We start from the raw sequence: 12,754 nt of genomic DNA, 5'->3' as shown, positions 1-12,754 counted from the left end.
TCTAATGGATTCCGAGCCGGTTGAGCGGTTTGTCGTGATTGACAAAAGGCGTTTCGGAAGGCGCTGCGGATGATTTAGCGCGCTTGGCCGCGCGACGAAGCTGCCGCTCCCGCCACATGGTAAAAATGCCGGATCCAACAATAATCATCATGCCGATAATTGTCCAACTGTCTGGAATGTCGCCGAAAATCAACCAGCCGAGCATCATCGCCCAAAGCATAATGGAATATCTGAAAGGGGTGACAACTGCGACCTCTCCGATGCGCATTGTTGCGACAGAGCAGTAGTACCCGACGAACAGAAAGCAGCCTGCCATGGCGAGGATGCCAAGTTCAAAAAGGCTTGGGGTTGTCCAGTTTTGTGTCAGTAGCAGGCCAATGCCCCCTGTGATCATGATCGCAAAAGCTGCGACGAAGGCCACGAAAAGTGACGATACATTTGGGCTGAGGCGGCGTGCGGATAAATCTCGTACAGTTACAAAGGCAACGGCCACAAGGCCGAGGAGCGCGAAGACATTGAAACTTTCCGCGCCGGGGCGAATGATAATAAGTACACCAACAAAGCCTGCTGTAATTGCTATGATACGTCTTCGTCCCATAGGTTCGCCGAAAAAAACAGCTGCGGCGAGGGCAATGGTCAGGGGTAGGGTCTGGAGGATTGCGGTAATATTGGCCAGCGGCATATGGTAGAGCGCAGTTAAAAAGGCCAAAGTGGCACCGATTTCAGCGAGGGATCGCAGGCCAATGCGTCCTAGATCGGGGCGTGGGGGTAGGGTTTTAAAAGCGCCGCTGAAGTAAGTAAAACTTCCGATCAGAAAGACCGCGAAAATACCCCTTAGAAAAATGGATTGGAATATGCCCAAGTCCGCACCGACGAATTTTAAGGATGCATCATTCAGAGCGAACCCAGCCATGGAAGCCGACATTAAAAGCGCGCCCTGCATGTTATCCGAAAGTTTCATTTCGCGTGCCCCGTTTTAGCCCGGAAATTTTCTTTGCGGGTGTTCCGATAGCAAAAGCAATAGCTGCATTCCATCAGGTTATGCAATCTGCTTTGCCATTCACGGATCAGAATGATCAAGACTGCGGGAAAGCCATGCAGGAATGAAATCTAACGCTTTTGCTACGGGCTGACGGTTGGCGGAAATTAGGTGGCACCTTGCGTCAATTGCCGAATGGCATGGGCGTTGTCGCGCCTGACCAAAGCTAAGGCTGTTGGCAGCGCCTTGCGTAAATTGTTACGCGACGGTTGATTGCATTTTCCGGCTGAACGGATGGCAGTAAACTGTCTTCCCCATCCGACATAACCTCTGAAATGCGGGCTGATTCTGTAAGGCGGGGCCGTAAGTATTGCGCGACGGCTTGTGCCCGCTTGTATCCCATTTCACGATTAAGAGCAGCGGGGCCAGAGGCGTCTGAATGCCCCACAAGGCGTATACAGGCTGTGCTTAATAAGTGGGTATTCAAGACACGACCCAATAGATCCAGCTTTCTAAGCGCCTCGGTATCAAGAGAATCGCCACCCTTTTGAAAGAAGATATTGTTTTCGTCCAGAACTTGCTGATCTAGGGGCGGTAGCCTTGAAGGCGAAGTGCTTGTTTCTTGCACCGGTTCTTCAACGGCTTCGCGCCTTGAATCCACTTCTGGATCGCAGCCTTCGGGGGCGATTCCATACTGGGCCAATATGTCGGCGCACACCTGCATTGCGGCGTCACCCCGTGCCAAGACTGGCAGGGGGCAGTGTAGAACAGCAGCAATAATGATGGCCGCACAAAAAAGGGAAAAAAATCGCATGAGCGCGAACCTCCTACGTCTTCTCTAGGGCTAAAAACCTAAGAAACGGTGAAGAAAATAGGGCAATTTCTGTGGTTAATTTCCGGCTTTGTTTACGAATAATTCTGATTCTAACCGCATGATCCTCTGAGTCGAAAAGAGGATTACGTGACCGAATTGTCTAGTAAAATAGAAACCCAAGATCGCTTTATATGGTTGGATAGCCTGCGTCTCGCTGCGGGTGTTTCGATGGTGGGGCTGCATGCAACCGCGGATTCGCTTGGGCAACCTTTCACCCAGTTTGATGTGGGGCAACGCATTGCGCCAATGCTTCTGAGGGCTGTCATTTATACGGCTCGAACGGAGTTGTTTTTGATGATTTCAGTCTTTCTGCTGTTGCTGGCTTTGGAAAAACGCCCAAAAACTTACAAAGAAACCATGGGTATACAGGCCCGCCGTTTGCTGGTCCCGTTTGCCTTTTGGACATTATTTTACGCCTTTTATAACCTGATAAAAGGCAATGCTTTCGGTTACGCGGATACAATTGCAAGTGATTTGCTTAATCCATTGAAATGGATTGAATATTTTTCCCTCGGGAGTGTGAAATATCATATGCATTTCATCCCGACATTGTTTGGCTTGTTGCTGCTCTATCCGCTCTTTCGATTGGCACAGCGGTTCCCAATTTTAGGGGCTTTGGTCTTGGTGTGTCTCCTTATTAAAAGAGAGTTGGACCAGTTTGTTTTTGCAGAGTTTTGGGGCGCCGAAAGCCTGCCATACGTGGTGCGCTTGGTGAAAATTTCGACCTACGCCGGGTATGGGTTAATGGCCGGTGCCTTTCTTGGGGTGTGGCAACAGGTCAGTGCCGGATTGCGAGAGAAGTTTCTGCCCTTACTTCTGTTTTTTGGAAGTTTGCTGTTCTTGGTTAAGCTCGCGGCCACATGGAAAACCATTGAATCCGGTGCGTGGCCGTTTAATTACACGGCGGGATATTGGGCTGATTTTTTAATGCCGGTTGTCCTTTTCGCGGTGGCTTTGTGTCTAGGGCACAAGCGATGGCCCCAAGTATTCAGCTGGCTGGCGCCGTATTCTTTCGGGATTTACCTGTGCCACCCGATTTTCCTAGATCTCGTCGAAATTTGGCTGAATGGCAGGTCATTCTCACCAATTGAACAAGTCATCACCAAGATTGTATTTGCCGTGGCGGCTACATCTGTTCTGGTGATGTGCTTAGCGCGTTTTCGTCCCTTGGCATGGACGATTGGCTTAGGGCCACTACCGCGTTTACCAATTCTACGCGCTGCAGCTTGAAGGGTTTGAAATGAACGTTGTCGAAATCACTCATTGTGGGAACATTGCGCTTTTGGATGTGCGCAAAACGGGCCTTGTTCAAATGGGAAAACCCAAGCTGGACACCGTGATCGAAAGATTGCGAAATCAAGCAGTGCCCGGGATTATTGTTGATTTTTCCCATATGGGGACAGCCAGTTATAGCGACCTTGGAAAGTTGATCGAGCTGTTCACCATGTTAGAGCGGGCGCGGAGCGCGGGTTCAAAAGGCATGATTGCAGCGCTTTGTGGATTGTCTGCACAGTCTGAAATGCGCCTTGCCCGACATGGGTTGCTAGAGTTACTGCCTGTTTTTCCGACGCGCGCCGCTGCGCTGCAAGATAAAATGTTTCGCCCGCTCAAAATAGCTGGATCTGGCGCCATTTTATTGTGCGCGCCAAAAGCAACTCGGATGGCGCCTCTGATTTACGAGACACCAGTGCCAATGCTGGATTTCCTAGGGAAACCCATTGTCACACGAATTGTGGATCATTTAAGCGGCTTTGGTGTGACTGAATTTATCGTGAATACCGGGTATTTGGGCCACCAAATCCGGTCACATCTAAGGCTGCAAGAGGGATTATCCAAATTCTACGTTGATGATTTCAATATGGAATTAAACCCCCGAGGTTCAATCGACTCGATTAAACGCCTCTCCCATCTCTCTCGGCACCATTGCGTTTTCGAAGAGGATAGATTCGTCTTTTCAGGTAACGCCATAACGGACGTCGACTTAAGCGAAATGATGGCTTTTCATAAATCTGTTCAAGCTGATGCGACGATAGCGGTGTGTGGGGACACCAATGCCAAAACAGGGGTGATGATTCTTGGGGGGGCGGCAAAAGACATTCTTAATGCACCCAATTGTTCTGGTGACATTCTGGAAGTTTTTCAGAAGCACGGGGCGAGGGTCCATATGTTTGTGTCCAAACACCGCTGGTTCCCGATCCGGAGCGGCGCTGAATATTTTAGTGCACATAAATCCGTCCTGAAAAATATGCCTGAGAACTTTGTTATATCTAGTGTTCAAAAAGAGAAGGATTTTTGGGTTGAACCAACAGCGCAAATCGGGCGTGGGATTTCTGTTGATGGCTGCAGTTATATTGGCGCAGGTGCGCGGGTTGCCAGGGATGTGATGCTTAAAGGAAATTGTTTCATCGGCGCAAATTGCCGGATTCTGCCCAAAACGTTGGTGAGTAACAGCCTGATTTTTCCAGATACGCAGGTGGAAAAAAGAGCAATTGTTGATCACATGATCGCGGGTCCGAATTGGGCAATCAATCATAGCTTTGCCGATGGGCGGCTGCAGAATAAAAGCCCGCTCAAAGGGCTTGGTTTCGCGCAAACCCACAAATTGGAAATGGTCGAAATGCATGAAAATACGGCGAAAATCGCGTGAAACCTTTGGTAACCTAACGGCCCGTTAACCGTTAATCGGTATGGTTTTAGGTAATCAGATACCTTGCTAATCCTGCCTTCGGGCGATTAACGAATTGGGGGTTAAGTGACCGCAAAACCGTATTTTACGAACTTTGAACACCGTCACCCCTCAGTCCGCGGCCCTTTGGGGAGGAAGCGCACTGTTATCTGGCAGTTTTTAGCCGGCGCAACGATTGGCTTCTCGGCATGGTACCTGTTTTGGCGGTGGACGTCGTCATTGAACCTCGATGCCTTGGTGTTTTCTTGCGTTGTCGCTATGGCCGAAACGTTATTCTTTCTGGGCACGATTTTGTTCTTTTACGATATCTGGAGTGAGGGCGACACCAAACCGAAGCCGCCCCCAACGAAAAGGTCAGATGTAGGATGTGATGGCTCTGATGCGACCATAAGTGTTGATGTCTACATCACCACTTATGATGAAGATTTAAACGTGTTGGTTCCTTCAATTTTAGCTGCGAAATCAATGCGTGCCCCCCGGGGTATCACAGTAAATATATGGCTTTTGGATGATGGAAACAGGCCCGAGTTTTCTGCGATGGCGCGTTTGCAAAATGTTGGATATTTGAGCCGCGAAGATAATTTGGGGTTTAAAGCCGGAAACCTGAAAAATGCGCTTTTGCAAACACAAGGTGATTTCATCCTTATATGCGATGCGGATACGCGCGTTTTTCCAAGTTTTTTAGAAAACACACTGGGGTACTTCAGGGACAGGCACGTAGCTTGGGTCCAGACCCCCCATTGGTTTTACGACGTTCCTTTCGGTGAACCATGGGCGCAAAAGGTACAAAGTCGTTCCAATCGTATCTTGCCTACTGCGCTGGCGATTTTTTTGTCAAAAACGCTAGGGCCTATATTGCGGGGTTTTTCCGGTCGCGAAAACAGCGGGCAGGATCCGTTTATGTCTGAACCAGTGCTATTTTTTGACGTGATTCAAAGAAGACGTAATCGACATGGGGCCTCCTTTTGCTGCGGGGCAGGTTCAATTCACCGTCGTGAAGCCTTATTTCAAGGGGCTATGCGTCAGATGAACCGCCAAATAAATGCCACGACCAGAAGGTTTAATTTGCACAAAATGCTGTCACAAACGCGGCTGCAGCCTTTTAAATTCCACGTCTCTGAAGATATTTACACCTCGATCGCACTTCACAGCGACAGAACTGAAAATTGGCGATCGGTCTATCACCCGCAGGTCGAAAGCAGGATGTTATCACCGTGGAGTGTGGACGCTTGGGCAACACAAAAGCTTAAATATGCCGGCGGCACCTTTGATATCATGTTGCATGATAATCCGATCTTTCAGCGCGGCATGTGGTGGCGGATCAAGCTTCATTATGCGGCAACTTTCTGGTCTTATTTGTCTGTGCTATGGACGCCAATTATGATGTTAGCGCCAGCTTTGTCCCTATTTACAGGGTGGAAGCCGGTAGAGGCTTACACCGTCGAATTTTTTGCGCGCATTCTGCCCGTTTTGATCGTTGGCGAATTGGCCATGATCGTCGGGTGCAAAGGTTATAATGTTAACATTGGGCGCGTCATGGCTATCGGCGGCTTACCAATCACCTTGCGGGCTTTTTGGTATGTGTTACGGGGGCAAAAGCCTAAATTTCCGGCCACGCCTAAAACTCCGATTTTTGGTGAATCCAGCTTTAAATATGCGCTGCCAAATTTAATTTTGTTAGGCGGAATGGGGGCCGCAGGGATCTACGGATGTATTGCCGCATTGCTTCATGTTCCTGGGTTTTCAGCAACTTTTCTGACCGTTAACCTTTTCTGGTTAATTTGGAATGCTGTGTCGCTGATGCGTGTTGTCCGCCTGACACGTTGGCGGCCGCCGCCTAGCGGGCTGTCAGAGTCGCAGATGTCGTCAGGTTTGATTTCCCAACACAGAAAAGGCCTTTCCAATGCAGCCATATGAAACAACTGAAAGCAGCAAAAACCGGTCGAGCCTGATTTTCATTGCAGGTTTGCTTGCCGCCTCAATTTTTGCAATTTCAGCGGATGGCTGGACCAGATTGATTTTAGGCGCAAACAGATCACAACATCAGAACCTGACAGAGGCCACAGTGTCTCCTGTCGGGCCACGTGAATTAAGAGAAACAGATAGGTCTGCAGCAGCTGTTGCTTGGCGATACTTCGAATACAATACCCAGCCAGAGACCGGTTTGGTGGATTCCGTCGCCGGGTTTCCTTCTGCGACACTTTGGGATCAGGGGTCTTACGTATTTGCGTTATCCGCAGCTCATCGGCTCGATTTGATTGATGACGCGGATTTCACGTCTCGCGTTGAAAGGTTTCTTTCTAGCCTTGCAAAATTGCCTTTATACGAAGGAATTTTACCCAATAAGGCCTATAATACTCGGACACTACAAATGGTGGACTATAAAAACGCTACCTCTCAGGATGGTGTCGGCTGGTCTGCACTGGATGTCGCACGTTTACTGGCAGGGTTTCGGGTTTTGGAACGGTTACATCCGGAATTTGGCCCAAACATTCGTGGTATCCTATCACAATGGCAACTAGGCGCGATGGTTCAGAAGGGAGAGCTGATCGGCGCCTCTCGTGAGGGTGGTGCAACAGTCTATTCGCAAGAAGGGCGGATAGGATATGAACAATACGCCGCGCGTGCTGCCGCACTTTGGGGATTGGATGTGATACGTGCGATTTCAGCAGACCGGATAATTCGCTGGGAAACTGTATCAAGAGTACAAGTGCCCGTCGATTTACGAAACCATGGTACGTTCCGCGCGATTACTCCAACGTTAAGTGAGCCTTATTTTTTGCAGGGTTTGGAATTGGGGTTAGATAGTGAGGCAACGTACATGGCAGCGCAAATTTATTTAGCCCAAGAGGCACGGTTTGAACGTCAGAATGTTCCGACGATGGTATCAGAAGATCACATTAACCAAGCTCCTTATTTTCTTTATTCCTCGGTGCATAGCAATGGCAAGCCCTGGGCCGTGGTTTCGGAAGATGGGTCGTTCTATAATAATCTGCGTAGCCTAAGCACCAAAGCTGTTTTCGCTTGGGATGCCCTATATGGGCGTGCGTATACACAGAGTTTGCGAGAATCCCTTACCGGGCTGGAACGACACAACGGCTGGGCTGCTGGAATTTACGAATCCGATAAAGCAGTCAATGACGTTGTCACACTCAACACAAATGCAGTTGTATTAGAGTCGGTCCACTACATGGCACTGGGACCACTTTGGCAAATAAAATAGCGTCTGACTCGTGTGCTATTTTCGCTGATGATAAAACGTAACTTATTTCATGAACTAGGACGCATGGGAGAACGTTAATTTCCCAATTTTCATGCGTTCTGAACGCCGTTAACCATTTTTAACCAAATTACTTGTGCAGTTGCCCCATTAACTAAATATTAATCAATATTTAATTCGGGGAAATGCACAGGGCACTCCTTGTGATAGTGGGGTGCTACAGATGGCGAACGTCCCAAAAGGCGTGGTTTTTTGCATCTTTGTTTTCAGCGGGTGGGCAATGGCAACGCATGCAGAAGAACTTACTAAAGGTTTCGTAGAAAGCTTTAGTTCGGTTTCGTTAACCGACTGGCATGTTGCTGAATATGATTTCGGACACCCGCATTTTGACACGGATTGGCGGAAAGCTCAGGCAGTTTTTGGAGATACGTTAGCCTCGTCGACCCAAAATGGGTTGTTACTTAAGTTGTCACCGGCCGTAGAGTTGTCTGCCACTCACAACAGATTTATTGGTGGGTCCATCCGCCGACTGATCCCAACCGGCTTTGGGCGGTACGAAAGTTGGATCCAGCCAAGTTTAAATCCTGGAACTATCGCTGGATTTTTTACGTATTCAGGGCCAGCTTATGGTACACAACATGATGAAATAGATATTGAATTCCTTGGTAAAAACATGAACCAGCTTCACATTGCCTGGTTTGTGAACGGCGCTTTGACAAACAAGTTCATCGACCTTGGTTTCAACACGTCAGAGAAGCCGCATCATTATGCATTTGACTGGTTGCCTGAAAAGATTCGGTGGTATGTAGATGGGCGGTCAGTGTTTGAGACCTCAAAGGCAGATGGCCCTTTGCCGGCCCCGCCTGGGCTGTTGTTTGCAAATATTTGGGCCGCAGATCCATCCATTCAAAAATGGGCGGGACTTGCAAACCCAAAATCATCTGGTGAGGCATATTTTAACCAAATATCGTTTACTCCGCTGACAAAAATGCGGGACGAAGTAACGACGATTGGGACCATGGAATCTGAGCGCCATTTGTTTCTCGAATAACATCTAAACGTACACGTTTTGCGAATTCCTCGATGGGTACTGGATTTCTTTGCAAAGCTAGGGTCATGGCGTTAGCAAAAGGGCTTAGAAAATTCACGCCGTCACTTGCTGTTGTCCCTGGTTGTGTTGAGTAGAAAATAAACAGGCCTGCATGCGCCCAATTGTTGGAATTCTTATTGTTTGGCGGGAATTCACTTGAAATTGCCCTGTCCCGACAGGCGTCAAAGAACACAATTTTCTGGCGCGGTTTGTCTGAAATAGCACGGATCACAACCCGCATCGGAACCAGCTGGGCTGCGATTTTTCCGCCTGAAATTTGTGCATCCGTAGGTATCAAATAACTTTCCCCATTTTGCTGCATTCCATGGCCAGCATAATACACCACCACCTGATCAGAGCTCACTGCCCTTATTTGGAGTTCTGCCAATGCGATGAGAAGTTGCTGCTTCGTTAAATTCTGAAGAAGGAACGTTTGATAACCCAGCTTTCGAAAATGGCCTGCAATCGCAGAGCTGTCAGCGTTTGGTGTCCGTAGATTTGAAAAGTATAAATAGTTACTGTTTCCGATAATCAGTGCCACACGGTTTAATCGAGTTTCCGCAATACCAGCCGTGGAAATAGCCATTAGTGAAACTACGTGAAGTAGCAATAATAAAACTGAAATGGTGGATTTCACGAACACCCCGTATTTGTTTGCGCACGCGCTAGAATTTCGACGCGACGGTTTAAGGGGTGTCCGCCTGGCAAATTTAACAAAGGATTTGTTTCTCCGGCGCCATCAGAGACCACGCGACTGGATTCTATGGCTGATTGCCCAACCAGATAAGCTTGTACGATACGAGCACGTGCCAGTGACAATCTGCGGTTATATTCTGGCGTGCCAAGGACATCTGTATGCCCCATCAATTTTATGCAAACACCCTCCATAGCCGCCGATCTGAACACCGACGAAAGTCGATCTAAGTGATCTTTGTATTCCGCTGTTAATTCTACCGAGTTAAAAGCGAAGCGAATGTAATACCCTTTATCACCCTCTGCTGATGCAAGTGGAGCTGCGGTTTTGGGGAATTGATCTGTGGCTGCCGAACCGGTGCTACGTGTTAGAAAGCTGTTTGTTAACTTTGGGCATGCTGGATCTACATTGTTCGTAAAAGCTCGCAAAATTGCACAATAATCCGCGCCAACGGGCAGCTCATGAACTGCATTTTTTCCCTGCGCATGCGCGGGAAGACCGATTTGGTTTGCTACCAATAAACCGGCCAAGAAAAAACTTTGAATGACAAATTTAATGGGGCTTAGCATCGAAGAACCTCCTGAGCTGTGTAAGGGCCAGTGGCTTCATTATTGTATAATCCGGTAAATTATTGCTTACGTAGATCACCCAAAATCCGCAAAATTTGAGCTAAATTACTATCGTTAATCATGTTTGCTTCACGGCATTTTAATTGCTGCTTTCTATAGCTTGAGACCTCATTTCACTAATTGGTGACCTATGTCCTTGCCAAATCTTATGTTGAAGCATGCAATTCTCGTGACTGTTTTCTCTGCTTTTTCGGGCTGTGTCGGAGTCAACCCGCTGTTGGCGCCTTCTATTGCAGAGCCGGACACCCGACCGGCTCGAAATTTCACGTCGTTTAGCGCGGCACTTGACTGTATGGATCGGCTCTTGGCCGGCGCCGGGCGGCGGCAAACGTTAATTTCATCCTCTGACATTCCAGACGAAACCAAGCTTATTAACGTTGGTGCGGACGATATGTTGATTAATGCGATTTCGCAAATGAACCGCAGGTCACAAGCCTATATTTTCGTCGATCAGGCACTCATAAAGTTTGGGGGCCTTCTTGATGTTGAGGTCCAGAACGGTGATGAAGTTACGCCGCAATACTATATCAGGGGCTCGATCAGCCAGCTGGATCGGGATGTTACAAACGATTCTGCCTCCGTAGACGGTAGCTTTCCAAGCGGCAATCTGACGGGGTCAAAGTTCGGACCATATCGAAAATTGTCGGTGGTTTCTGTGGACATGCATCTCGTTGCATTTCCTTCACGTCGCGTCATTGCAGGCGCGTCAGTTGCAAATTCAATGGTCGTGGTGGGGCAAGGTTTTGGGGCTTCTGCAACCGGGCTAATTGATCTGGCGACACTGGGTTTCTCGGTTCAGATCAATCGTGTGGAAAGCCAAAGTCAAGCCGTTCGAAACCTTATTGAGGTGGGGCTGATTGAATTGTTGGGGCGCCATTCCGGAGTCCCATATTGGACCTGCCTTGCCCAGCCTGTAACATCGGCCAAATCCAATGGCCGAAAAGAACGTAAGTTCACCCGAAAGCAGGTTGGTGGGCAAGTCAAACAAGCACAAGAAATGTTGGTCCAGTTAGGATATTTGTCTAATAGCAATGAGTCTGGTAACGGCCCGAAAATGCGGGCTGCAATAAGTGCGTTTCAAGCACATGAGAAAATATTACCTAACGGCATTGTTGATTTTGATCTGATCGTTTTGCTTAAAAGACGTTTGGGTATGGGTCAGGTTGTCACGGTCACGAAGCCCAAGAAAAATGTGGTGCAATCGGTATCAACGCCTCCAAAAACTACCCCTAGCAGGCACAAAAATATTCCAACAGAAGCCCGCGGTATCGGATGTGCGACTTCATCCCCTGCAAAACCTTGTGGCGATGGGTACATTAATCTTCATGACTTTCTGAACAAGAAATAGTTGGTTAATCAGAAGCCCCGCAAACGTTTGCGTTTCGGGCGGGAAACCAGAAAACACTGAACAGCTAATCAAGCTGGACCTGTCGCGGTTAGATGCCGCTCTTTTGATAGCATTTACTGCATGTATGGATGCCCCCATTGGTGCAAGAGATTTCTGAATGGTCTGAGTGTGTGATCGGATGCGGTAATGTATCAGGCCTCTCGTTGCGGCGATTGATACAGCCGCGGGCCGGTATGGCGATGCGCGAACCAAAGACAGATCAACAAATCGAGCTCATTGGCTCCTGCAGTAAAACTGTTTTGTCTGGTCCGGATCTTTCCGATCAATTTCCCTTACTGTTCATCGTTCTCCTCACACGCTCAAGTCCCGGGTTTTGATGTCTGCCGCGTTGCGTTCACGCCATCATTGCCGGGTTTTGGTAGTCCTCTTGCTTCGTCACCATAGCCCACAGGCCGCGCGCCATTTTATTTGCTAATGCAACGGCGACCAGCATACGGGGTTTGCGTTCCAACAAGGAGATTATCCAACCGTTATGTGGTTTTCCAAAGCGCTCAACGGCCTGCAGAACAGCCATTGCACCCGATATTAGCAGCCGCCGAATTTCACGTTGGCCCATCTTTGATGTCTTGCCAAGGCGAGGCCTGCCGCCCGTCGAGGTCTGCTTGGGAACCAAACCCAGCCATGCGGCAAAATCCCGACCTCTGCGAAAGCAGTTCAGGTCAGGCGCAAAGGATTCTATGGCCAAAGCCGTGATTGGCCACGCCCGGCATAGTTTGAGCGCGACGTGCCGCTTCAGCTTCTTTGGCGGCACCTTTCATCTTTCGATCCAGCGCTGCAATCTGAGCACTGAGATCTTCGATCTGGACGAGGTATACTTCGGCGAGTTCTCGAACGCCTGCAGGCAAACTGAATAGCCCCTAGTTTCCTAGACACCTTCTTGGTTGTTATTTCGCTGTCTGTCTTCAAAGTCGACGGGCGACAGCATCCCGTTTCTGGCATGTTTGCGTTTCGGGTTATAGAACATTTCGATGTAGTCGAAGATGTCTTGTCTTGCTTGTTCGCGTGTCTTGTAGGTGCGGCGGCGAATGCGTTCACGTTTGATCAGATTGAAGAAGCTTTCCGCGACCGCATTGTCATGGCAATTTCCACGCCTGCTCATCGAATGCTTGATGTTGTGGGCTCGCAGAAACGCCGCCCAATCCCGGCTTGTATACTGCGAGCCTTGGTCTGTGTG

13 protein-coding genes are annotated in these 12,754 nt (G+C 48.7%); 7 read left to right on the top strand and 6 right to left on the bottom strand.

Annotated elements, in window-relative coordinates; genetic code table 11:
- Position 1: 1 nt before the first annotated feature.
- Complete coding sequence (locus tag GGE09_RS00060) at positions 2 to 961, bottom strand: DMT family transporter (protein ID WP_309742595.1); 960 nt, start codon at positions 959 to 961, stop codon at positions 2 to 4.
- Between the two features lie 244 nt (positions 962 to 1,205).
- Positions 1,206 to 1,793: an OmpA family protein gene (locus tag GGE09_RS00055; protein WP_309742593.1), complete on the bottom strand. Its 588-nt coding sequence runs from the start codon at positions 1,791 to 1,793 to the stop codon at positions 1,206 to 1,208.
- Positions 1,794 to 1,940: 147 nt separating this feature from the next.
- Between GGE09_RS00055 and GGE09_RS00050 the strand changes: the two genes are divergently transcribed.
- From GGE09_RS00050 to GGE09_RS00030, 5 genes are all read left to right on the top strand, one after another.
- Entirely contained in the window at positions 1,941 to 3,083 is a 1,143-nt protein-coding gene (locus tag GGE09_RS00050) for an acyltransferase (RefSeq protein WP_309742591.1), read from the top strand.
- 10 nt (positions 3,084 to 3,093) lie between these two features.
- Positions 3,094 to 4,500: a sugar phosphate nucleotidyltransferase gene (locus GGE09_RS00045; RefSeq protein WP_309742589.1), complete on the top strand. Its 1,407-nt coding sequence runs from the start codon at positions 3,094 to 3,096 to the stop codon at positions 4,498 to 4,500.
- Between the two features lie 258 nt (positions 4,501 to 4,758).
- A complete protein-coding gene (locus GGE09_RS00040; protein ID WP_309742587.1) occupies positions 4,759 to 6,456 on the top strand; it encodes a glycosyltransferase in 1,698 nt (565 codons plus the stop codon).
- Positions 6,443 to 7,762, top strand: a complete 1,320-nt coding sequence (locus GGE09_RS00035) for a DUF3131 domain-containing protein (RefSeq protein WP_309742585.1) — start codon at positions 6,443 to 6,445, stop codon at positions 7,760 to 7,762. Before GGE09_RS00040 ends, GGE09_RS00035 begins: the two co-directional genes overlap by 14 nt.
- Before the next feature lie 220 nt (positions 7,763 to 7,982).
- Positions 7,983 to 8,810 carry a family 16 glycosylhydrolase gene (locus GGE09_RS00030; RefSeq protein ID WP_309742582.1) on the top strand — a complete coding sequence of 276 codons (828 nt, stop codon included), beginning with the start codon at positions 7,983 to 7,985 and terminating at the stop codon, positions 8,808 to 8,810.
- Here the strand turns inward: GGE09_RS00030 and GGE09_RS00025 are convergent.
- Both GGE09_RS00025 and GGE09_RS00020 read right to left on the bottom strand, forming a co-directional pair.
- Positions 8,731 to 9,486: a caspase family protein gene (locus GGE09_RS00025; protein ID WP_309742581.1), complete on the bottom strand. Its 756-nt coding sequence runs from the start codon at positions 9,484 to 9,486 to the stop codon at positions 8,731 to 8,733. The genes GGE09_RS00030 and GGE09_RS00025 overlap by 80 nt on opposite strands.
- Positions 9,483 to 10,112: an OmpA family protein gene (locus tag GGE09_RS00020; protein WP_309742578.1), complete on the bottom strand. Its 630-nt coding sequence runs from the start codon at positions 10,110 to 10,112 to the stop codon at positions 9,483 to 9,485. Before GGE09_RS00020 ends, GGE09_RS00025 begins: the two co-directional genes overlap by 4 nt.
- Before the next feature lie 229 nt (positions 10,113 to 10,341).
- Between GGE09_RS00020 and GGE09_RS00015 the strand changes: the two genes are divergently transcribed.
- On the top strand, positions 10,342 to 11,520 hold the full coding sequence (locus tag GGE09_RS00015) for a peptidoglycan-binding domain-containing protein (protein ID WP_309742576.1): 1,179 nt from the start codon (positions 10,342 to 10,344) through the stop codon (positions 11,518 to 11,520).
- A 394-nt stretch (positions 11,521 to 11,914) separates the two neighbouring features.
- Here the strand turns inward: GGE09_RS00015 and GGE09_RS00010 are convergent, their stop codons facing one another.
- Positions 11,915 to 12,331: a transposase gene (locus tag GGE09_RS00010; RefSeq protein WP_405048516.1), complete on the bottom strand. Its 417-nt coding sequence runs from the start codon at positions 12,329 to 12,331 to the stop codon at positions 11,915 to 11,917.
- On the opposite strand from GGE09_RS00010, the gene GGE09_RS23420 reads away from it, so the two are divergent.
- On the top strand, positions 12,258 to 12,434 hold the full coding sequence (locus GGE09_RS23420; RefSeq protein ID WP_405048536.1) for a hypothetical protein: 177 nt from the start codon (positions 12,258 to 12,260) through the stop codon (positions 12,432 to 12,434). The two genes, GGE09_RS00010 and GGE09_RS23420, sit on opposite strands and share 74 nt — an antisense overlap.
- Before the next feature lie 11 nt (positions 12,435 to 12,445).
- Here the strand turns inward: GGE09_RS23420 and GGE09_RS00005 are convergent.
- Positions 12,446 to 12,754 (bottom strand): IS3 family transposase (locus GGE09_RS00005; RefSeq protein WP_309742574.1); only part of this gene is annotated, 309 nt, incomplete at its 5' end.

Origin of the sequence: Roseobacter sp. N2S, from assembly GCF_031454055.1 — a bacterium.
In the GTDB taxonomy this organism is placed as follows: domain Bacteria; phylum Pseudomonadota; class Alphaproteobacteria; order Rhodobacterales; family Rhodobacteraceae; genus Amylibacter.
The sequence above is the reverse complement of the archived record's forward strand: the minus strand, read 5'-3'. Positions and strand labels throughout refer to the sequence as shown.

What these genes read in the sequence shown, in the direction of transcription:
- GGE09_RS00060 (WP_309742595.1), bottom strand. Translation starts at nt 961, where the DNA reads ATGAAACTTTCGGATAACATGCAGGGCGCGCTTTTAATGTCGGCTTCC.
- GGE09_RS00055 (WP_309742593.1), bottom strand. Translation starts at nt 1,793, where the DNA reads ATGCGATTTTTTTCCCTTTTTTGTGCGGCCATCATTATTGCTGCTGTT.
- GGE09_RS00045 (WP_309742589.1), top strand. Translation starts at nt 3,094, where the DNA reads ATGAACGTTGTCGAAATCACTCATTGTGGGAACATTGCGCTTTTGGAT.
- GGE09_RS00035 (WP_309742585.1), top strand. Translation starts at nt 6,443, where the DNA reads ATGCAGCCATATGAAACAACTGAAAGCAGCAAAAACCGGTCGAGCCTG.
- GGE09_RS00030 (WP_309742582.1), top strand. Translation starts at nt 7,983, where the DNA reads ATGGCGAACGTCCCAAAAGGCGTGGTTTTTTGCATCTTTGTTTTCAGC.
- GGE09_RS00020 (WP_309742578.1), bottom strand. Translation starts at nt 10,112, where the DNA reads ATGCTAAGCCCCATTAAATTTGTCATTCAAAGTTTTTTCTTGGCCGGT.
- GGE09_RS23420 (WP_405048536.1), top strand. Translation starts at nt 12,258, where the DNA reads ATGGCCAAAGCCGTGATTGGCCACGCCCGGCATAGTTTGAGCGCGACG.